General features: G+C 31.2%; 23 protein-coding genes. All 23 read right to left on the bottom strand.

The annotated features are described in order from the left end of the window. Nucleotide 1: 1 nt before the first annotated feature. Complete coding sequence (gene glyQ / locus C3E90_RS11795) at nucleotides 2-877, bottom strand: glycine--tRNA ligase subunit alpha (protein ID WP_236915875.1); 876 nt, start codon at nucleotides 875-877, stop codon at nucleotides 2-4. A 282-nt stretch (nucleotides 878-1,159) separates the two neighbouring features. Beyond that, nucleotides 1,160-1,600: a DUF4342 domain-containing protein gene (locus C3E90_RS11790; RefSeq protein ID WP_236915874.1), complete on the bottom strand. Its 441-nt coding sequence runs from the start codon at nucleotides 1,598-1,600 to the stop codon at nucleotides 1,160-1,162. 1 nt (nucleotide 1,601) lies between these two features. Beyond that, the gene (recO, locus tag C3E90_RS11785) at nucleotides 1,602-2,360 is read right to left on the bottom strand and encodes a DNA repair protein RecO (RefSeq protein WP_236915873.1); all 759 of its coding nucleotides are present in this window, start codon (nucleotides 2,358-2,360) and stop codon (nucleotides 1,602-1,604) included. Between the two features lie 16 nt (nucleotides 2,361-2,376). After that, the gene (gene era / locus C3E90_RS11780) at nucleotides 2,377-3,261 is read right to left on the bottom strand and encodes a GTPase Era (protein WP_236915872.1); all 885 of its coding nucleotides are present in this window, start codon (nucleotides 3,259-3,261) and stop codon (nucleotides 2,377-2,379) included. A gap of 4 nt (nucleotides 3,262-3,265) precedes the next feature. Continuing rightward, a complete protein-coding gene (locus tag C3E90_RS11775) occupies nucleotides 3,266-3,670 on the bottom strand; it encodes a cytidine deaminase (RefSeq protein WP_236915871.1) in 405 nt (134 codons plus the stop codon). A gap of 27 nt (nucleotides 3,671-3,697) precedes the next feature. Next, nucleotides 3,698-4,753, bottom strand: a complete 1,056-nt coding sequence (locus C3E90_RS11770) for a DUF3048 domain-containing protein (RefSeq protein ID WP_236915870.1) — start codon at nucleotides 4,751-4,753, stop codon at nucleotides 3,698-3,700. 12 nt (nucleotides 4,754-4,765) lie between these two features. Next, complete coding sequence (locus C3E90_RS11765) at nucleotides 4,766-5,470, bottom strand: diacylglycerol kinase (RefSeq protein WP_236915869.1); 705 nt, start codon at nucleotides 5,468-5,470, stop codon at nucleotides 4,766-4,768. Between the two features lie 7 nt (nucleotides 5,471-5,477). Further along, nucleotides 5,478-5,942 (bottom strand): rRNA maturation RNase YbeY, encoded by a 465-nt coding sequence (ybeY, locus tag C3E90_RS11760; RefSeq protein ID WP_236915868.1) that lies wholly within the window; start codon nucleotides 5,940-5,942, stop codon nucleotides 5,478-5,480. A 4-nt stretch (nucleotides 5,943-5,946) separates the two neighbouring features. After that, nucleotides 5,947-8,037: an HD family phosphohydrolase gene (locus tag C3E90_RS11755; protein ID WP_236915867.1), complete on the bottom strand. Its 2,091-nt coding sequence runs from the start codon at nucleotides 8,035-8,037 to the stop codon at nucleotides 5,947-5,949. 14 nt (nucleotides 8,038-8,051) lie between these two features. Continuing rightward, nucleotides 8,052-9,023 (bottom strand): PhoH family protein, encoded by a 972-nt coding sequence (locus C3E90_RS11750; protein ID WP_236915866.1) that lies wholly within the window; start codon nucleotides 9,021-9,023, stop codon nucleotides 8,052-8,054. A gap of 14 nt (nucleotides 9,024-9,037) precedes the next feature. After that, nucleotides 9,038-10,225: a sporulation protein YqfD gene (gene yqfD, locus C3E90_RS11745; protein ID WP_236915865.1), complete on the bottom strand. Its 1,188-nt coding sequence runs from the start codon at nucleotides 10,223-10,225 to the stop codon at nucleotides 9,038-9,040. An 11-nt stretch (nucleotides 10,226-10,236) separates the two neighbouring features. Then, nucleotides 10,237-10,515, bottom strand: a complete 279-nt coding sequence (gene yqfC, locus C3E90_RS11740) for a sporulation protein YqfC (RefSeq protein ID WP_236915864.1) — start codon at nucleotides 10,513-10,515, stop codon at nucleotides 10,237-10,239. A 77-nt stretch (nucleotides 10,516-10,592) separates the two neighbouring features. Beyond that, a complete protein-coding gene (locus C3E90_RS11735) occupies nucleotides 10,593-11,042 on the bottom strand; it encodes a hypothetical protein (RefSeq protein ID WP_236915863.1) in 450 nt (149 codons plus the stop codon). Nucleotides 11,043-11,054: 12 nt separating this feature from the next. Continuing rightward, a complete protein-coding gene (gene floA, locus C3E90_RS11730; protein ID WP_236915862.1) occupies nucleotides 11,055-12,041 on the bottom strand; it encodes a flotillin-like protein FloA in 987 nt (328 codons plus the stop codon). Nucleotides 12,042-12,044: 3 nt separating this feature from the next. Further along, entirely contained in the window at nucleotides 12,045-13,328 is a 1,284-nt protein-coding gene (locus C3E90_RS11725) for an NfeD family protein (RefSeq protein ID WP_236915861.1), read from the bottom strand. A 148-nt stretch (nucleotides 13,329-13,476) separates the two neighbouring features. Continuing rightward, a complete protein-coding gene (locus C3E90_RS11720) occupies nucleotides 13,477-13,929 on the bottom strand; it encodes a GatB/YqeY domain-containing protein (protein WP_336513038.1) in 453 nt (150 codons plus the stop codon). Between the two features lie 7 nt (nucleotides 13,930-13,936). After that, complete coding sequence (gene rpsU, locus C3E90_RS11715) at nucleotides 13,937-14,116, bottom strand: 30S ribosomal protein S21 (RefSeq protein WP_236915859.1); 180 nt, start codon at nucleotides 14,114-14,116, stop codon at nucleotides 13,937-13,939. 111 nt (nucleotides 14,117-14,227) lie between these two features. Further along, the gene (locus tag C3E90_RS11710; RefSeq protein WP_236915858.1) at nucleotides 14,228-14,572 is read right to left on the bottom strand and encodes a histidine triad nucleotide-binding protein; all 345 of its coding nucleotides are present in this window, start codon (nucleotides 14,570-14,572) and stop codon (nucleotides 14,228-14,230) included. Nucleotides 14,573-14,620: 48 nt separating this feature from the next. Next, nucleotides 14,621-15,919, bottom strand: a complete 1,299-nt coding sequence (mtaB, locus tag C3E90_RS11705; protein ID WP_236915857.1) for a tRNA (N(6)-L-threonylcarbamoyladenosine(37)-C(2))-methylthiotransferase MtaB — start codon at nucleotides 15,917-15,919, stop codon at nucleotides 14,621-14,623. Beyond that, nucleotides 15,916-16,662 carry a 16S rRNA (uracil(1498)-N(3))-methyltransferase gene (locus C3E90_RS11700; RefSeq protein WP_236915856.1) on the bottom strand — a complete coding sequence of 249 codons (747 nt, stop codon included), beginning with the start codon at nucleotides 16,660-16,662 and terminating at the stop codon, nucleotides 15,916-15,918. The genes mtaB and C3E90_RS11700 overlap by 4 nt, the downstream gene beginning before the upstream one ends. Before the next feature lie 9 nt (nucleotides 16,663-16,671). Next, entirely contained in the window at nucleotides 16,672-17,610 is a 939-nt protein-coding gene (prmA, locus tag C3E90_RS11695; RefSeq protein ID WP_236915855.1) for a 50S ribosomal protein L11 methyltransferase, read from the bottom strand. Nucleotides 17,611-17,711: 101 nt separating this feature from the next. After that, on the bottom strand, nucleotides 17,712-18,830 hold the full coding sequence (dnaJ, locus tag C3E90_RS11690; RefSeq protein ID WP_236915854.1) for a molecular chaperone DnaJ: 1,119 nt from the start codon (nucleotides 18,828-18,830) through the stop codon (nucleotides 17,712-17,714). An 89-nt stretch (nucleotides 18,831-18,919) separates the two neighbouring features. Further along, on the bottom strand, nucleotides 18,920-20,743 hold the full coding sequence (gene dnaK, locus C3E90_RS11685; protein ID WP_236915853.1) for a molecular chaperone DnaK: 1,824 nt from the start codon (nucleotides 20,741-20,743) through the stop codon (nucleotides 18,920-18,922). Between the last annotated feature and the right edge of the window lie 49 nt (nucleotides 20,744-20,792).

The raw sequence follows: 20,792 nt of genomic DNA, 5'->3' as shown, positions 1-20,792 counted from the left end.
TTTACTTCCCCTCCTTTTGTAGAGGATATCCTAATTTTTCTCTTTGTTCTATGTATTTAGACGCAACTAGCTTAGCAAGATTTCTTACTCTACTAATATAGTGAGTTCTTTCAGTTACACTTATAGCTCCCCTTGCATCCAATACATTAAAGGTATGAGAACATTTCAAAACATAATCATAACTTGGAACTACCAATCCTTCCTCTATAGTATTATTAGCTTCTTCCTCGTATATATTAAACAATTGTTTTAATGTTTCTATATTGGCTTTTTCAAAACTATATACAGAATGTTCATATTCTGGATTTTTAAATATATCCCCATAGGTAATGTCTTTATTCCATTTTACTTGAAAAATATTATCTACATCTTGAAGATACATAGCTATTCTTTCTAAACCATAAGTTAGTTCTGCTGATTCTAGATGGCAGTTTATGCTACCTACCTGTTGGAAATAGGTGAATTGAGTAATCTCCATACCATCTAGCCATACTTCCCAACCTAATCCCCAAGCACCTAATGTAGGAGCTTCCCAATTGTCTTCTACAAATCTAATATCATGCTTTAAAGGGTCTATCCCTATTGCTCTTAAACTATCTAAATAGATATCCTGTACATCATCTGGTGATGGTTTTAAAATAACTTGAAGTTGGTGATGCTGATATACTCTATGGGGGTTTTCCCCGTATCTAGCATCCGCTGGCCTTCTTGATGGCTCTACATATACTACTTTCCAGGGTTCAGGTCCCAAAGCTCGCAAAAATGTGTGAGGACTCATTGTCCCTGCACCTTTTTCTACATCATATGGTTCTAATATTATACATCCTTTGCTCCCCCAAAATTCCAATAATTTTAGCATTAAATCCTGAAAATACATGGCTAAACCTCCTCATTTCCTTATTTAAACGAATAAAAAACCTTTACATCCCTATAGGGACGAAAGGTTACTTCCGCGGTTCCACCCTACTTAATACCTAGTGGTATTCTCTCTTAAATATGCTCAGAAGTGCCTTATCAATATCATTATGCTAGACTTTCACCCTCTCTAGCTCGCTTTCAAATAGATACTGACTTCCTTCTTCTTCATTGCATACTTTATTAAAATACTCTATACAGATAATAATCTAGCAAAAAATCACCAAATTGTCAATATGTTAACTTATTGGTTATTGAAATCATCCCTATTGATATTGATATTTTTTGATACTAAATTATTAATATTGATTATCTCTCCATCCTCCTTTAAAACTTCAATTGTACATTTTGATATTATAGCACTACCTAATCCTATTAAAGCTAAAGGTGCAGATATGATACTTCCTAAAGCAGCTGCTGTAACTGGTATATTCATCAATATTTCTTCATCTTTTTTCACAGTAATCTTGGTTACATTCCCTTTCCTAAGTATTTCTTTTACTTTATCAATCATCTGCTGACTTTTATCTGCCATATCATCTGACCAGGAAGTTCGACTTTTTTCTATTAATATTATTGCATCAACCACATCGCCATCAGTCTTTTCTAAAGCCTCCTTAGCTTCTGCAAAAGTTACACCTGTTCTATCTACTACCATATCAACTTTTTCTAGAGAAATACCCATTTTATTCGCCTCCGTTTTTTTTCATTGATTTTAAAATATTTAAAGAATTGAATTGATTTCTTTCTATTTTATTTAATATGTATTTTACCATAATCTCGTGTAATTTAAACGTAGTATCTTTAGGAATTTTTATAGAAGACAGTTTATCCAAAGGTGTATATAGCAAGGCTTTCATTGCTTTACTCATGTATATATCCATATTTTCACAGTAAGGCTCAATGGTTGAACAATTGGGACAAATTATTCCTCCTTTATCTATACTAAATTTAGGATTTTCAAAATTTTTTCTACCACATATTACACAACCATCTAAAGAAGGCTTATAACCTAAAAATGAAATATATTTTAACTCATAAGCTAATATAAATTTATTATAATCTTTATCTAGCTTAGACAAAATCTTCAAACCTTTGATTAGTAGTAGGAATAATTTCTCATTTTCCTCTTCTTCTAATATGGATAAATCAACTAATTCCAATAGATATGAACCATACATCATCCTATGGATATTTTCCCTAATTGAATAAAAGGAATCTATTATATCCGCTTGATTAATATAATAGAAGTTCCTTCCTTTAAAAAGATAATAATCATTATAGGAAAAGGGCTGAGTATTAGCAATTAATTTGCTTTTTGGCCTATAGGCTCCCCTTGCCATAGAATGAATTTTCCCATGTCTTCTTGTAAATATTGTCAATATTTTACTAGTATCTCTAAATCGAAATTCCTTTAAAACTATTCCTTCCGTTTTCGTATACATATTTATTACTACCTTCCTAATTATAACCAAAATATCTTAGTTTATTTTCCTTTTCCCTCCAATTTTTTTCAACTTTTACCCATAGTTGTAAATTTACCTGACTACCTAGTAGTTTTTCCACATCTATTCTTGCATTTTTCCCAATTGTTTTTAGCATCTTTCCACCTTTACCAATGATAATGCCTTTATGGGATTCCTTTTCACAATAAATAGTAGCATGAACATCTATTAAATCTTTATCTTCTCTAGCCTTAACCTCTTGAATAGCAACAAAAACTCCATGGGGCACTTCTTCTTGCAAATTTTCCAATGCTTTTTCTCTTATTATTTCAGATATAATAAACCTTTCTGGCTGGTCCGTAATCATATCCTCTGGAAAATATTGTGGTCCTTCTGGTAACCATTCTTTTAAGGTTTTTATATAGGCGCTGATATTTTCTCCATCTATTGCTGATATTGGAATAATTTCATCAAACATATCCAATTTCTTATATTTTAGAATCAATTGGTTGGTTTCTTCCTTACTAATCTTATCAGTTTTATTTATTAATAATATTATTGGGGTTTTTATTCCCTTTAATTCTTCTAAGATATAATTGTCTAGTTTCCCAGTTTCTGAGCTCTCATCAACCATAAACGTAACTATATCCACTTCCTCTAAAGTCTCCTTAGAGATTTTTAGCATATACTCCCCTAGTTTATTTCTGGGCATTTGAATACCAGGTGTATCCAAAAATATAATTTGAAATTTTGGTTCAGTATATACTAATTGAATTTTATTTCTAGTAGTTTGAGGTTTATCAGATATTATAGATATCTTTTCACCAATTATATAATTTAATAGTGTTGATTTCCCAACATTAGGTCTACCTATCACTGAAACAAAACCAGATTTATACATTTCATCACTCCTGCTTCTTTTCATCCAAATCTTCTGGTCCAAAACTATGAGGTAACAACTCATCTAATTTATATTCCTTATAATCTTCTTCTGAATTAGCAATTATAATAGTTGCCTCTTTCCCAAACTCTCTAATTACCTGTCTACATACACCACAAGGGTAGGTAAAATCAGAATCACCTACTATTGCAATGGTTTTAATCTTCTTATGGCCTTCAGATACTGCCTTAAATATAGCAGTCCTTTCAGCGCATAAAGTGGGGGAATAAGAAGCTATCTCAATATTACATCCTGTATAAACTTCACCATCTTCTGTTAATAAAGCTGCACCTACTCTAAATTTCGAGTAGGGAACATATGCTTTTTTCTGTGCTTCTAAAGCTTTCTTTATTAAACCTCTTTTATCCATTAAAACCGCTCCTTATATACTTTTATATCATTCAATATTTATATCTGGATTCGTATTTACTACTTGAATCCAAGTTACTCCAGGATTTAATATTATTTCTTTACCTAATTCATCATAAAAATATGTTTTATCCTCTCTGGATTTTTTTAGCCAACTAATATTTATACCTTTTCCATTGGTAATATATTTACCCTTGCCTTCACCAACTAAATCTATTGAAAGTCTACCTTCATTATCTATTATTTTAGTCTTAGCTTCTTGTATAATAATATTCTTTACAATAATAGGAGAATTATCAAATTCATCTATATGGACAGCCCCATCTTTTTGTCGGTAATATACCCTCTCATCTGGGTTATATATGTATAGACTAGTATTATTTTTATAATAATTTAATAAAATCTTTCCTGCTGAAAATCCTTCTATATCTGCATCTACTTCATTAAATTTAAAACCTTTATAGTTTCCAGTTTCTTTATAACCTTTTTCCCTTTGAGTTCTTCTAATAACTTCCATACTAGTATAAGTATTATGAGGTGCCTTCTTATTAACTTCCTTGTTCTTCCATAATACTTTATTTGAACAGGAAAGTCCATCAATATCTGCTATTCTCAAATTAATTATATCCCGTTTAGCTTGCACACTCCCACCAACCCTTACATATACAGGATCATATTCTAATAGCGTTGTAATAAAATAAGGTCTTGAAGACCTAATAGGACCTATAGACTCGGGGTCATTTATTAAAAACAAAGCCATATATCTAGTATAGGGTGCTTCTACCATAAATTCATAAACTATCTCTGCCTGAGACAATCCTGCTTGCCATCTTGCATTAGGATGATTATCATACATTACAACTATAGGTCTTCTGTTGACTTTGTCCTCAGAAGCGTATAGACCGCTTAAAGGGGATGGCACTCCTTCCTTCACGACTATTTCTTCCACAATATTTTCTTCCTTTATATTTTCTCCTTCTTTTATGATTTCATCTTCTATATCTCTAACATTTTCTTTTTTACACCCAGCTAATAACAAAATAAATAAAATAGTTAAATAAATAAGATTTTTTTTAGTCTTCATGGCATTACCTCATTATCCAATTATTTGAAAAACTAATATTCCAACTATAATACCTAATAGAGCTCCGAGAATAACTTCCATTAAACTATGTATCTTACCTTCTATCCTACTTTCACCCACCAAAATAGCCATAAAGTAGGAAAGGGTAGATACTAGTATATTATTTGCTATAAAAGCTATTATAGTAGCTATACAGAAAGATACGGCTGCATGTCCACTTACAGTGCCACCTTGGAAAGGTGTACCCCTTCCCTTATGATATTTTGTCTTCAAAGCTATAGTAAATAATACAACTAATACCAATGCGACAAATGTTAAATAAATGGGAGACTTTTTTATTTTAAACAATACTATATTAGTTAATGGATTAAGTCTATCAAAAAAAAGTAAATACCCTACTACTAATGAGTTAAGAGCAGATATTAGTACTCCCCCTGCAGCAATATCTTTTGCCAAACGAGCTAATGGATGAAATTCTTCCGTTATTAAATCAACGGTTTTTTCTATTGCTGTATTTATCATTTCTGCAATTAACACCAAAGCTATGGAAAAAAAAAGCATCAATAATTCTAATCTAGTAAAGTCAAAAAAAAGGCTTAGTATTATTACAATAGTAGTTATAATAAAATGAACTCTCATATTCCTTTCTGTTTTCAACGTGTATATAATCCCAGATACGGCATAATTGAAACTTTCTATTAAACTTTTTGATTTCATATTAAGGCTAATCTTCCCCTCCATTTTTAAATATCTTTAGTTTTTTCATTATCTCTTTTTCTTTATTACGCATAATCGGTTTATCACTTTCATTCATATGATCATACCCTAGTAAATGTAGCATGCTATGAACTGTTAAATAAGATATTTCTCTAATAAGTGAATGCCCATATTCAATAGACTGTTCCAATGCTTTTTCAGCAGATATTATGATATCCCCTAACATTGGTATTGGAATTAAAAACTCATCCTGTTCCAATGGAAAAGACAGTACATCTGTTTCCATATCTACTTTTCTATATTCTCTATTTAATTCTCTAATCTGTTCATTATCAACAAAAGTAAGACTAATTTCAAAGTCTAAGGATTTACCTTCTAATAGTAAAGACTCCTTAATTGCATTTTCCACTGCAACAAAAATATCCTTAGTCAATTTTACCTTATCTTGTCTATCATCTATATACAGTTCCATAATTTTAAGCATCTCCTTTTTTCTTAACCAAATCTGAATTAGGATATTCTATCCTTTCATGAAAAATACCCATCATGACTGATGAAAAGGCATTGGCTATATCATTTAAACTCTTTAAAGTTAAATCACATTCCTCTAATTGACCATCTTCTAATTTCCCTCTTATTATGTTTCTTATCATCTCTTCTATATTCTTTTTAGTAGGCTCTTTGATAGACCTTACTGCGGCTTCCGTTGAATCTGCTAGCATAACTATGGCAGCTTCTTTCGTTTGAGGTTTAGGTCCTAAATACCTAAAATCTTCTATTTTAGGTTCTAACGATTCATTTTGTTTTGCTTTATGATAAAAATATGAAACCACTGTATCTCCATGATGCTGAGCAATTATATCAATTATTTCCTTTGGCAATTTATTTTTCTTCCCTAATGCAATTCCATCTTTTGCATGATTGGTAATTATTAAAGTACTCATACTAGGTTTTAATTTATCATGAGGGTTGTCCGAACCTAATTGATTTTCCTTAAAAAAGTAGGGTCTACTTAGTTTTCCTATATCATGATAGTAAGCACCTACCCTAGAAATTAGAGGATCAGCTCCTATGACTTCTGCAGCTCTTTCACTTAAATTCCCTACTATTATACTATGGTGATAAGTTCCTGGAGCTTCTATTAATAATCTTTTTAGTAAAGGTTGATTTGGGTTCGACAACTCTAGTAATTTTAAAGGAGTTAGTACTTCAAATACATTTTCCCAAAGGGGCAAAGTCCCTATGGTTAAAACTGCACAAAACATTCCATTCATTAGGCCATATCCACCTTTAATTAAAATATCCATCAATTCCAATTTTTTAATAAGTCCAAAGGATAATATGGTTAGTAAATTCGAAACTCCAATTAACAAACCATTTATTAAAATATTATACCTTTGATGCTGTCTTATTACTAAAAAAGCACCAATACTTCCACTTATTAAATACATTGTCATTAGAGTATCGTCTAACTTCAATATAAAACTCAAAATAAAAACTAAGAAGATATTTACTATTAAGGATAGCCTTATATCTAATAGGATAGCTATAAGCAACGCTCCTGCAGACACTGGCATTATAAATGGTGATATATTGTATATTCCTTGAGAAATTAAAATTAAAGCAGTTACTATTATAAGCAAAATCAATAGTCTATTTCCATCCATTAACTCTGAATTGAAATGGAATATATATCCAAAAACAACTATTTCTAATAATATTATTAATGTTATAATCCCTAATACAGTTCTTCTATCATATCCTTCTTTCTCTTTTAAAATACCTAATTCTTTTATTATATTTAATACATTACTGTCAATTATATCCCCTTTTCTTACAATCACTTGATGCTCTTTAATTATTACTGGCTCTATTTTTTCTACTTCTTCATCTATTCTACGCTGGGTTGCTTCTTCATCAATGAATTTATTTGGTTGAATTGTATTATTTATTAGGGAAATACCTAATTCTTTTCTACTATCACTGATTTCGATAGACTCAAATATCTTAACAACATTTTCTTTCTCATATTCTAAATCTTCTTCCTTAATACCAGCCCCCATTATTTGGTTTGTTAAATCACTGATTAAATTTTCAAAACTATTTAATTCATTAGATTCCATTCTTAAAGCTGTTTGATGTTCATTTCGTGATAGGGGAATTCTAGATTCTTCTACCAATATATCCGTCTTTTTACCTATACCAACACTCTCATCTAATTGTAGTTCTCTCACCATGTCAAAAAATTCTTTCATAGTTGTTTTCATGGTCATTTGAACCGATGGACTAATTCTATATCTAGGCTCTACTCTATTAGCCGCTTCCTTTTCCAACTGTTCAGTAGCTTGCTTATCAACAATATCTTTAGTCGCCCTAATCTCCAATGGTGCAGCATCACCAATCTTCACATTAATCCTTTTTGTTTCCACTTTTTGAATAGTAATAAAAAAAAGGATTATTGTGAAGATTAATATTAATAAAAAATTTAAAAACAGTTTATTCTTTCTTATGTCCCAAACTGGAGTCTTAAAGTTTTTTTCATTGATTTCCTTTGACCTTTTCATCATATGGGATTTCCCCCTTACTTACCTACTTTTTCATACTTTTCATAGGCTTCAATTATTTTTTGAACCAGCGGGTGTCTAACTATATCATATTTTGACAGGTATACAAAATCGATTCCTTCCACATTTGAAAGTATCTTTGATACGGTTACTAAGCCTGAAGTTCTACCTCTGGATAAATCAATTTGAGTAATGTCTCCAGTTATTATAGCTTTTGAACCAAATCCTAATCTAGTTAAAAACATTTTCATCTGTTCATTAGTAGTATTTTGAGCTTCATCTAGTATTACATAAGCAGAATCTAAGGTTCTCCCCCTCATATATGCTAAAGGTGCTACTTCTATTAAATTTTTTTCCATTAATTTTAAATAGCTTTCAGAACCTAATATATCAAATAATGCATCATATATTGGTCTAAGATACGGGTCAACCTTCTCTTGTAAATCTCCAGGCAAAAATCCTAAACTTTCTCCTGCTTCTACAGCAGGTCTAGTTAAAATTATCCTATTTACTTCTTTATTCTTAAATGCATTTACTGCCATTGCCATTGCCAAATAAGTTTTACCCGTACCAGCAGGGCCTATACCAAATACTATATCATTATTTTTAATCCCATCTACATATCTTTTCTGCCCTAATGTTTTAGGTTTTATACTTTTACCTGATGCAGTTATACACACTACATCTTGTAGTAAATCTTTAACCCTTTCCTCTTTTCCTTCAAGTATTAACTGGATAGTATATCTTAATTCTTGTTTAGTTAGCATTTTTTGACTCTTTATTATCTCTGCTAATTTATATATCAACCTTTCTCCTAATTCAGCTGAAAGCTTATCCCCTTTTATTACAATATTGCCATCTCTTAAAATGACCTTCACGCCTAATTCTTTCTCAATTATTTTAATATTTTCGTCAAGCTTTCCAAATAATTGAGATATAAGCTGATTATCCTCAATAAATATTTGTTTTTCTTGTTCTACTTTTGCCAAGCTTTATCCTCCCTTTAATTTCTGTTAATAATTATTTTTTCTCCAATATCTTCAACAACTTCCATAATGACATAAGTTGAAAGTATATCATCTTTAATATAGTACTTTACATCCTTAGACTCTATTTGAGCAGTTTTGGGCAACTGTTTGTTTAATTCTTTTACCGCTTTAATATAGGTAGACTGTTTTATAAAATCCATGTTTTGTTTTATTTCTTTTGTTTCTACTTCCTTATACTGATGGATAAACATTTTGATTGGTAAATCTATATCAATTTTAATTAATTTAACTTCCCTTACTTCTTCAATATACTCCTTATAGGGAATTTCACCTTTAGTAAATTGAATTCCTTTTTGTCTAAATTTTATTTCTCGTCTTTCATGCACTCTGCCAGTTTCTTCTTTTATAGTCTTTATTATTGGTTCATCTATCCTATAAGTATATACAGTTGTTGCTAGAACTTCTCCATCAGCATGAACAAATATCTGTTCTTCTGAATATTCATCAGAAATTAACCCAGATATTAGAATTTGTCCTTTTTTTACTACGTCTCCTTTTCTCACTACTGCTTTTCCATTCCTAGCAATAGCCTTAACTATTACTCCTTTTTTTGTTGCTACTACATTACAGGGTGTATCCATATCAATTTTTTCTGGAGGTAAATCCTGCTCTTTTATCTCAATTATCAACTTTGTTCCTTTAATTTCAATAGACAAAAAAGAAAAGGTATCGAATTCATTTAGCAATAGATGCTTTGTATAATCTTTATCTATTTTATACTTAATTATACCATTTTTTATATTCTCTTTTTCTAAAATTTTCATAATATCTTCTGTTCTTACCTTTTCATTTCCTATGATTTCAATATCCCATATTAAAGAGGATAAAAAAATAATTATTCCAAAAAAAATAACAAATCCAAAAGCAAGCATCTTCCTATATTTTAGCCTATACATAATAAAGGGTAGTCCTTTTTTTTCTATTATTTCTACTCTACAACCTACTTTTTTAACTATTTCTTTTAAAGCTTTAAAGCCTTCAATAGTAGCCTTCATTTCTAAAACTGTATATCCTACTCTATTAATGTCCCAAAGATATATATCCTTAGTTGCAGCTAGATTTAAAAACCTTTCTAAGGTCAGCCCTTCAACCTTAATAATAACATATCCTTTTAAAAAATTCCATGCTTTAATAACTTCCATAATAACACTCCCTAAGAGTATATCTCTATTTTTTCAATATTTCCTTTAACAATAATCTCTTCAGAAAGTATGGTTTTCAACTCCATATCCTTCCCAGATACTTTTACTATTCCTATACTAGAGTTAATTCTGAGGGTTTCTTGTGTATATTCTATGATGCCTTTATGATTGGAAATATTAAGCTGAATATTTCCAATTATTGTTATCTTAGGCAAGTCTAATACAACATCCTTAGGTAATTCCAAAGCTTCAGAAATATTATATTTAATATTATCCATCTTATTTTTCATTGATAAACCCCCTCTTAACAATTTATGCTAAACATAATATGAGTATTACTGGGAGAAAAGAAAAAGCATATAGCTTCCTATATGCTTTTTCTTATATTTCTGAGGCTTTTAGGCTCAGATAATATTTCAGAATATATTATACCTTTCAAAATATCATTTTTAAATTGGTCTTTTGACTTTTTTATTTTATTCCCTTTAACCTTTTTTTCTATAGGCGATTGAATTTCTTGTCTATATATGGAAGAAATATAGATTTCTTCATTCACTGGTTGAGCCTCTGTCCTTCTTTCATCTTTTAAAGGTACTACCCTTTCTTTTATTGGTTCATATTTTGGCCTAGGTTTTTCAATGCTTTTTCTCTTTTCCCTTGATGGCGATACTGTTGATTGCATATCACCAGGTTGTCTACTCAATTGTTCTCTTCTTTTACTCCTTGCCTTTTCAATCTTTTGCTTATCCTTTATACTTTTTAAAATTATATCCATTACTATTAAAAAAATAAAAAACAAAAAGCTTCTTGGGAACATTTTTTCGCCCCCTTAATCATTATTCTTCTCTTCTTCAGCCATCTTAGATATAGAACTTCTCATATCTGTATCAGCTAATATGTTCCTCATGTTATAATAATCCATAAATCCCATATTACCTTCTTTTAACGCATTAGCTATAGCTAGAGGTACTTCTGCTTCTGCTTCCACTACTTTAGCTTTCATAGCTTGAACTTCTGCCACCATTTCTTGTTCTTTAGCTACCGCCATAGCTCTTCTTTCTTCTGCTTTAGCCTGAGCTATACGCTTGTCAGCTTCTGCCTGTTCTGTTTGAAGTTTTGCCCCTATATTTCTTCCAACGTCAACGTCTGCAATGTCAATAGATAGTATTTCAAATGCAGTTCCTGAATCTAATCCCTTATCAAGGACAGTTTTAGATATTAAATCTGGATTTTCCAATACATCCTTATGGGAACCAGAACTACCTACGGTAGTAACAATACCTTCTCCTACCCTAGCAATAATGGTTTCTTCTCCTGCTCCCCCTACTAATCGTTCAATATTGGCTCTGACTGTAACTCTAGCCTTAGCAATAACCTCTATTCCATCTTTAGCAACTGCTGCAATTTGAGGTGTTTCTATTACCTTTGGATTAACACTTACCTGTACCGCTTCTAATACATTTCTACCTGCTAAATCTATAGCAGCAGCTCTTTCAAATTCTAAAGGAATATTAGCTCTTTGTGCTGCAATCAATGCATCTACAAGAGTGTTAACATTACCACCTGCAAGATAATGAGCTTCTAGTTTATCTACCCCTAAACTCAATCCTGCCTTAGTAGCTTTAATCATGGGATTAACAATTCTTGAAGGTATGACCCTCCTTAATCTCATACCAATTAAAGTACCAATCCTGATTTTAACCCCTGAAAAGAAAGCTGTAATCCATAATCCAACAGGTATAAAAGTGAAGAATAACATTACTAAAATAATAATTAATAAAGCAATACCTATCGTAAACACAAATGATCCTGGCATAAATTAAACCCTCCTAACAATTATTTTTGATCCTTCTACCCTTACTACTTCAATATTAGTTTGTTTTGGTATAAATGTTCCATCAGATAGTGCATCTAATCTTTTGCCATCTATTTCAATAATCCCTGAAGGGCGAAGTTCTGAAATGGTAATTCCTTCTTTTCCTAAATATTCATCTTTAGTAAAAGAACTTAAATATCCTTCCTCATCTTTTTGATGGGTTGTCAATACTATCTTATCAAGAAATGGACTTCTATGCCCATATTTTACCAACAACATAGTAATTATTGCAGTAATAATAATTGCTATACTTATAGACATTAGGGCTGTTGATAAAGACCCCATTGCTAATATGGTACCTAAAATGACTAGTATTATACCAGATATACCTGGTAGGCCAAATCCAGGCACAATAGCCTCTATAACTAATAGTATTAATCCAGTTACAAATATAGCTAAAGATGTCCATTGAGAATTACCAGCTATAATATTACCCCCAAAGAATAAACCAAAAGCAACTATGCTTATAGTACCTCCAACTCCAAACCCAGGTGTAAATATTTCAATGACCAAACCTACAAAACCTATGGTTAGTAATAAAGTACTAATATATGGACTAGATAAAATTTTAGCTACTTTTAATTCCATACTCTCCTCAACTTTAACTATATTGCTATATTGAATATTAAAATTAGAAAGAATTTCATCATAGTCATTAGATATAAAATCTGCTATTCCATATTTTAATGCCTCTTTGCTTGTTAAGTTAAGCAATTTTCCTTTTTCAGAAATACCATCAATATGGACATCACGATCAGCCATAGCTTCTACAATTTCAGGATTCCTTCCTCTAAATTGAGCTACATCTCTTAAAAAGCTTCTCCACATAGACAATACTTTTTCTGTATCTGGTATGGTTTCTGCAGAGCCAATAGTAGAACTTTCTGCCATAACAATCTTTTCACCTGAAATAGTAATTAACACTCCTGCAGATTCGGCTTTATTATTAACAAAAGATATGGTCGGTATATCTAAATTTATTATTAGATTCTTTATCTTTTCTGCCTCATCAATTAATCCTCCATAAGTGTCTATTTCAAAAATTATTGCCTTTGGAGAGTTTTTAACAATCTCATCTATTTTATTTCTTAAAAAATTATAGGTAGCCCTGTTGATTTCTCCGTTAACCGGAATCACATAGACATCTCCTAAATCCTCTGCAAAAACAATTCCATTAAGAAATATTAGGATTAAAAAAATCAAAATTAAAATTCTAGTTTTTTTCAAAATTTCACCTCCCTATTTCTATTATAATATTACCCCAAAGTAGATACAATAAAAATAAATGTTCTCTTCATATGTTATAATATTCCTTACGCCATAAAATAGTCCTATATAGACATAATAGCATAAAACCTGGAGTAAAACTCCAGGTCTATTTTAAAATCTCTCTTGCTATTTTATTAACTGTATTGCCATCAGCTTTTCCTTTCACCTTTGGCATTACAGATTTCATCACTAATCCAATATCTTTCATGGATTCTGCATTAACTTCAGCTATGGTTGAAACAACAATTTCTTTAATTTCTTCTTTAGTAAGTTGTTTAGGTAAATATTCAAGTAAAATGTCCATTTCTTTTTGAGTTAAATCAACTAAATCTTGTCTTTGTCCTTTTTTAAAATCCTCAATAGCATTCTTTTTTTCTTTTAACTGTTTAGATATTATTTCTAATATTTTTTCATCCTTTAGTTCAATTCGTTGATCAACTTCTATTTGTTTAATAGCTGCTCTAACCATAGTAATAGTATTTTTCCTAACAGTATCTTTATTTTTCATGGAAGTCTTTAAATCTTCCATAAGCTTTTCTTTTAAGGCCAATAAATTCACCTTCTTATTAATATCTTGCTTTTTTCCTTCTAGCTGCCTCAGATTTTTTCTTACGCCTTACACTTGGCTTTTCATAATGCTCTCTTTTCCTATATTCGGAAAGAACACCAGAACGGGCGCATTGCCTTTTAAATCTTTTCAGTGCATTATCTAGAGATTCGTTTTCTCCTACTTTAATTTCTGCCATCGACTTCTCCCTCCCCTCTTCCACTGCAAGAGTGCTCCCATATTATCTATGGAAATCGGAATTCAATACTAAATCATTATACATTAAGTTTTGAAATTCTGCAACTAATATTTAACCTGGAGGCCATGAAAACTTACGCCCTCCTAATACATGAAAATGGATATGAGAGACAGTCTGTCCTCCAAATGCACCACAATTATTTACAATCCTATAACCATCTTGGTCAATTCCTTGTTTTTTAGCTAAATCTTTAATAGTCAAAAATATATGGCCTATTAAACTAGAATTCTCATCATCTATATAGTTTGAAGATTCTATATGCTCTTTAGGTATTACCAAAAAATGAATAGGTGATTGAGGATTAACATCTTTGAAGGCAATAACCTTATCGTCTTCGTATATAATTTCAGAAGGTATTTCTTTATTTATTATTTTACAAAATATGCAATCACTCATACTTTCACCTCCTCTATTACCTTATACATAATATATTCTATAAAAATTTTATAATTCCTCTATTTTTCCTATTAAAATATCATTTTCTTTACCAATAATTTTTACAGGTAATATTTTCCCTTGCATTTCATCTTCAGACTCTACTTTTACTCTAATATAATTGGTTGTATAACCTTCTACAAATCCATTTTCACCTTCTTCAAAAAGTACATATATAGTTTTACCTATATGTTTTTCATTGAAGGCCTTCATTAATTCATCCCCTAATAGAATTAGGTTTTCACTTCTTTGATGTTTAATACTGCCATGAATTTGGTTTTTAAATTTGCTTGCAGGAGTACCCTTCCTTGGAGAATACTTAAATACATGGATTCTTGAAAATCCAATATTCTTAACAAAATTATAGGTTTCTTCAAATTCTTCCTGAGTTTCTCCAGGAAAACCTACTATAATATCCGTTGTAATTCCTGCATTTGGCATATAATCTCTTATAATATTTACAATACCTTTAAATTCCTCACTAGTATACTTTCTATTCATCCTTTTTAGTACAGTATCACTACCACTTTGCAGTGATAGATGGAAATGGTCGCATAGTTTTTTTGTATTTACTGCTCTTTGCATAAATTCTTCATCTATAAAAGTAGGCTCAATAGAGCTTAACCTTATTCTTTCTATTCCATCAATTTTAGATATTTCTTCTATAACATCTATTAATCTTAAATCGTTTAAATCTTTCCCATAAGAGGTTACATGAATTCCTGTAAGTATAATTTCTTTAAATCCCACATTAGCTAATCTTCTTGATTCAATCAATATGTCATCTAATTCTCTACTACGTATGGGACCTCTAGCATAGGGAATTATACAATAACTACAAAATTGATTGCATCCTTCCTGAATCTTTATATAAGCTCTAGTCTTGTCTTTTAAATCAGCTACATTAAGTCTTTCAAATTTTTTATGGTCCCTTATGCTTTTTACAATATTTATTTTCTTATTATTAAATTTAGCTTCTTCACACAAATCTACTATCCTATTTCTATCAGTAGTACCTATAACAATATCTACACCTTCTATTTCTTCTACTTCCTCTGGTGCTACTTGGGAGTAACATCCTACAGCTACAATTATTGAATCCTTGTTTGTCTTTTTTGCCCTTCTAATAAACTGTCTAGATTTTCTATCTCCAAGATTAGTAACTGTACATGTATTTATTATATATATATCAGCTTTCTCATTATTGTTTACTATTTCATAACCTCTTTTTTCAAATAATTCTTCCATAGCTTCAGTTTCATACTGGTTTACCTTACATCCTAAAGTATAGAATGCTACTTTATTCATATTCTCACTCCTAAATCTCCAAGTTCATATAGAGCAATTGATATCACTACAAGACCTGCAGTTTCAGTTCTAAATATTCTTGGTCCTAAAGTTACTGGTTTCCCTCCAATTATTTTAATAGTATCTATCTCTTCTTCTTCAAAACCACCTTCTGGTCCTATTATTATATGAATTTTCCCATATTTAATATCCTTCAATGCTTCTTTTAACGTATGAACTTCTTCCTTTTCATAAGGAACTATAATATTTTTTTCCCCTTTTAATACATCTATCATCTCATTATAGCTAATTACATTATTAACTAAAGGTATATAATCTCTTTTACTCTGCTTAGCTGCTTCCTCAGCTATAGCTTTCCATCTATCTACCTTTTTTTGCTCTTTCTTTCTGTCCTTAATTTTAACAACAGTTCTATTGGTAATTAGGGGGTATATCTCTTTTACACCTATTTCCGTACATTTTTGAACAATATAATCCATTTTATCCCCTTTAGCAATTCCTTGATAAAGGACAACATCAATTGGTGGTTCATTTTTCCCTTGAAAAATATTTAATACTGAAAGAATAATACTTTCAGGATTTATCTCTAATATTTCACATATATAATTTTTGCCTTCACACACTATTTCTATTTTGTCTTTGTATTTTAGTCTTAAAACATCCTTGATATGTTTAACATCTTTCCCTAATATTTCAATTTTATTTCCCATTATTTGATTTTTAGATACGAAAAATCTATTCATATATTCACCTTATTTCAAAGTGCTTACTATTAGTGCCCATTCATCCATATATTTTATTTCTAAAACTTTAAACCCATTTTCACTTAATTTTTTCTCCACCATATCTACTTTCTCCACAATTATCCCTGAAGCAATAAAAATTCCTCCCTCTAAAAGATAATTTTCAATCTGGTCTATTATATCAATAATTACTTCTGCAATAATATTGGAGACAATAATATCTGCTTTCTCGCTTATTACATTGAATAAATTTCCTCCTCTTACTTCAACAGAGTCCTGAACCCCATTTAATCTAATATTTTCATTGCAGACCTTAATGCACATTTCATCTAAATCTACCCCTATTACCTTTTCTGCTCCTAGCTTAGCTGCTACTATGCTGAGTATCCCACTTCCACAACCTATATCTAGTACAACCTGACCTTTTCTTACATACCCTTCTAATGCTTCAATGCACATCATAGTAGTTTCATGGGTTCCAGTCCCAAAGGCCATTCCAGGGTCAAGTTCAATTATAATTTCACTTTCCTTTTTTTCATAATCTTCCCAGGTTGGCTTTATCACAATTTTTTCACCGATTCTTATAGGTTTATAATACTTTTTCCAGGCTTCTGCCCAATCTTTTTCATATACTTCCTTTAAAGTGACTTCTCCCAAGCTTTTGCCTGTTATGTCATAGGGAATTCTTTCAATATTATCTCTGACAAGCTCAATCTTATCTAAAAGATTATTATCTTCTGGGAAGTAGGCTTTAATTATTACTCCTTCATAATCCTGTTTTATAAGCTCTGGATCTATAAAATCCCAATTCTCTTCCGATTGCTGAAAAGCTAAAATATCATTGGGATCTTCTATAGCCAAACCTGTAACCCCCAAATCATACATTATATTGGTTACCAACTCTTCCGCCTCAGTAGTAGTTTTGATTTGAACTTCAACCCATTTCATAACCCTTCACATCCTTTTATTGAATCTCAGAATATTATACCCTAAAATAAAGGAAATTACCATATCCTAAAAAAACAATCACTCCTTCATTGAGTGATTGCCTAGTTTCCAAATGCATCTTTCATCTTGTCAAAAAATCCTTTTTTACTCTCTTTATGGATTTCTCCACTTTCTTTAGCAAACTCTTTTAATAATTCTTTTTGCTTTTCTGACAATTTTTTAGGAACCTTCACTTCTACTTGGAAATACAAATCTCCTTTTCCAATACCTTTCACATTAGGAACTCCTCTGTTTTTAAGTCTAAATCTGGTTCCAGTCTGAGTGCCCTCTGGTATAAAAAAGGGCTCTTTTCCTTCAAGAGTTGGTATTTCAATCTCTGCTCCTAAAGCAGCCTCAGTAAAAGATATGGGAACTGTAAAGTATATATCATTTCCTTTTCTGTTAAATATACTATGTTCTTTTACATTTATATAGATAAATAAGTCTCCTGATGGACCACCTCTATCCCCAGCTTCTCCTTCTCCTCTAACGGAGATAATTGAACCTGTATTCACGCCAGCAGGTACTTTTACTTTAATCTTTTTAGTTTTTATTTCCTTTCCCGTTCCTGAACAAGTATTACATTTTTCTTTAATAATTTCTCCTGTACCATCACATTGGTCACAAGTAGCAACTCTAACAAATTGGCCAAGAGGAGTTTGTTGAGCATATCTTACTTCTCCAGAACCATTACATTTTCCACAAGTCTCTTTTTGGCTACCTGGTTTTACACCAGTACCATCACAGGTTTTGCAGGATTCGGATTTTCTAATCTGAATTTCTTTTTCTATTCCAAAAACTGCTTCTTCAAACTCTAAGTTTAAATTATATCTTAAGTCAGCTCCTCTAACAGGACCTCTTCTTCTAGAGGTGGTTTGACCAAAACCATCACCGAATATATCAAATATGTCCTCAAATATATCTCCAAAGCCACCAAACCCTTGACCATAACCTGCCTGACCATTGACCCCTTCAGGACCAAAGGTATCATACCTTCTCCTCTTTTCTGGATTGCTTAATACCTCATAGGCTTCGTTAACCTCTTTAAATTTTTGTTCTGCCTCTTTATCATTAGGATTTAAATCAGGATGATATTTTTTTGCTAACCTTCTAAAGGAAGATTTTATCTCATCTTGACTGGCATCTTTTGATACGTTGAGTATATCATAATAATCTTTCAACTAATATCACCAACCTTTATTTACTCCTATCATAGTTTATCAAAAATCAAAGCTAAATCCAAGAGATTTAGCTTTGATTTTTAAAATAATTATTCATCATCCATGACTTCAAAATCTGCGTCTACCACATCATCATCTTTGGTATGATCAGCTCCCCCAGGTTCAGCGCCTTGTCCTTGAGCTTGATCATATATTTTTTGAGAAATATTATAGAATTCTTGAGTTAGTTCTTCCGTTTTCTTCTTAATTTCCTCTATATTATCTCCCTCTAATGCCTTTTTCAATGCATTTAATTTTTCTTCGACCTTTGATTTTTCATCATTGGAAATTTTTCCTTCCAAGTCCTTCAATGTTTTCTCTGTCTGATAAACCATTGAATCGGCATTGTTCCTAACCTCTATTTCTTCTTTTTTCTTTTTATCTTCTTCAGCAAATTTTTCTGCTTCTTTAACCTTTTTATCAATATCATCGTCTGATAGATTTGTTGAAGCTGTAATCGTAATTCTTTGCTCTTTACCTGTACCCAAATCCTTAGCACTTACGTTAACAATACCATTTGCATCTATATCAAAAGTTACTTCTATTTGAGGTACTCCCCTTGGTGCAGGTGGTATACCAGTTAATTGGAATCTACCTAAAGTAATATTGTCATTAGCCATTTGTCTTTCTCCCTGTAAAACATGAATGTCTACAGAGGTTTGATTATCTGCTGCTGTAGTGAATATTTGAGATTTCTTCGTTGGGATAGTAGTATTCCTTTCAATTAACCTAGTTGTTACTCCACCTAAAGTTTCTATTCCTAAGGATAATGGAGTTACGTCTAATAAAAGTAAATCCTTAACCTCTCCACTTAAAACTCCACCTTGTATTGCAGCTCCAATAGCTACACATTCATCTGGATTTATATCCTTTTGTGGATCTTTACCTATTAATTTTTTAACAGCCTCTTGTACTGCAGGTATTCTCGTTGAACCACCTACAAGTAGTACTTTTTCTATATCCCCTGCTGAAAGCCCAGCATCTTTTAATGCTAATCTAATTGGTTCCATTGTTTTCTCTACTAAATTAGAAGTCAATTCGTCAAACTTAGCTCTTGTAATATCCATATTCAAATGTAATGGACCAGAAGCCGTTGCAGTGACAAAAGGTAAATTAATATTAGTTGATACTACAGATGATAATTCTTTCTTTGCCTTTTCTGCAGCTTCTTTCAATCTTTGTAAAGACATACTATCTTGTCTTAAATCTACTCCATTCTCCCTTTTGAATTGTTCAGCTATATAATCAATTATTGCTTGATCAAAATCGTCTCCGCCTAGATGATTGTTTCCTCTTGTAGATAGTACTTCAAATACTCCATCACCTATTTCCAATATGGAAACGTCAAAAGTTCCACCACCTAAGTCAAAAACCATAATCTTATTTTGCCCTTCGCCTTTATCTAATCCATAAGCAAGAGCTGCAGCTGTTGGTTCATTTATAATTCTTTTTACATTTAATCCAGCAATTTTTCCAGCATCCTTAGTTGCTTGTCTTTGACTATCTGTAAAATATGCTGGTACAGTAATTACTGCATCTGTGATAGTTTCTCCTAAATAATTTTCTACATCCATTTTGATTTTTTGCATTATCATAGCAGATATATCTTGCGGAGTATAGTCCTTACCATCTATATTCTTTTTATAATCCTTACCCATCTCTCTTTTAATGGAAGTTATTGTCCTATCTGGATTTGTAATTGCTTGTCTTTTAGCAGTTTCTCCAACCAATCTTTCTCCATCCTTAGTAAAAGCTACCACTGATGGTGTAGTTCTATTCCCTTCTGCATTAGGAATTATAATAGGTTCTCCACCTTCCATAACAGCTACACATGAGTTAGTGGTTCCTAAATCGATACCAATTATTTTTCCCATATAAATTCCTCCTTAAAATTATTTACTTAGCTACTTTAACCATACTAGG

The sequence above is a fragment of the Clostridium sp. Cult2 genome (assembly GCF_021655075.1).
In the GTDB taxonomy this organism is placed as follows: domain Bacteria; phylum Bacillota; class Clostridia; order Tissierellales; family Tepidimicrobiaceae; genus Schnuerera.
Note: the sequence above shows the minus strand (reverse complement) of the source record. Positions and strands in the feature narration are given on the sequence as shown.

Excerpts from the sequence above, each read along its gene's own strand:
- glyQ (WP_236915875.1), bottom strand. The coding sequence starts at position 877 with ATGTATTTTCAGGATTTAATGCTAAAATTATTGGAATTTTGGGGGAGC.
- C3E90_RS11790 (WP_236915874.1), bottom strand. The coding sequence starts at position 1,600 with ATGGGTATTTCTCTAGAAAAAGTTGATATGGTAGTAGATAGAACAGGT.
- recO (WP_236915873.1), bottom strand. The coding sequence starts at position 2,360 with ATGTATACGAAAACGGAAGGAATAGTTTTAAAGGAATTTCGATTTAGA.
- era (WP_236915872.1), bottom strand. The coding sequence starts at position 3,261 with ATGTATAAATCTGGTTTTGTTTCAGTGATAGGTAGACCTAATGTTGGG.
- C3E90_RS11775 (WP_236915871.1), bottom strand. The coding sequence starts at position 3,670 with ATGGATAAAAGAGGTTTAATAAAGAAAGCTTTAGAAGCACAGAAAAAA.
- C3E90_RS11770 (WP_236915870.1), bottom strand. The coding sequence starts at position 4,753 with ATGAAGACTAAAAAAAATCTTATTTATTTAACTATTTTATTTATTTTG.
- C3E90_RS11765 (WP_236915869.1), bottom strand. The coding sequence starts at position 5,470 with ATGAAATCAAAAAGTTTAATAGAAAGTTTCAATTATGCCGTATCTGGG.
- ybeY (WP_236915868.1), bottom strand. The coding sequence starts at position 5,942 with ATGGAACTGTATATAGATGATAGACAAGATAAGGTAAAATTGACTAAG.
- C3E90_RS11755 (WP_236915867.1), bottom strand. The coding sequence starts at position 8,037 with ATGATGAAAAGGTCAAAGGAAATCAATGAAAAAAACTTTAAGACTCCA.
- yqfD (WP_236915865.1), bottom strand. The coding sequence starts at position 10,225 with ATGGAAGTTATTAAAGCATGGAATTTTTTAAAAGGATATGTTATTATT.
- yqfC (WP_236915864.1), bottom strand. The coding sequence starts at position 10,515 with ATGAAAAATAAGATGGATAATATTAAATATAATATTTCTGAAGCTTTG.
- C3E90_RS11735 (WP_236915863.1), bottom strand. The coding sequence starts at position 11,042 with ATGTTCCCAAGAAGCTTTTTGTTTTTTATTTTTTTAATAGTAATGGAT.
- floA (WP_236915862.1), bottom strand. The coding sequence starts at position 12,041 with ATGCCAGGATCATTTGTGTTTACGATAGGTATTGCTTTATTAATTATT.
- rpsU (WP_236915859.1), bottom strand. The coding sequence starts at position 14,116 with ATGGCAGAAATTAAAGTAGGAGAAAACGAATCTCTAGATAATGCACTG.
- C3E90_RS11710 (WP_236915858.1), bottom strand. The coding sequence starts at position 14,572 with ATGAGTGATTGCATATTTTGTAAAATAATAAATAAAGAAATACCTTCT.
- mtaB (WP_236915857.1), bottom strand. The coding sequence starts at position 15,919 with ATGAATAAAGTAGCATTCTATACTTTAGGATGTAAGGTAAACCAGTAT.
- C3E90_RS11700 (WP_236915856.1), bottom strand. The coding sequence starts at position 16,662 with ATGAATAGATTTTTCGTATCTAAAAATCAAATAATGGGAAATAAAATT.
- prmA (WP_236915855.1), bottom strand. The coding sequence starts at position 17,610 with ATGAAATGGGTTGAAGTTCAAATCAAAACTACTACTGAGGCGGAAGAG.
- dnaK (WP_236915853.1), bottom strand. The coding sequence starts at position 20,743 with ATGGGAAAAATAATTGGTATCGATTTAGGAACCACTAACTCATGTGTA.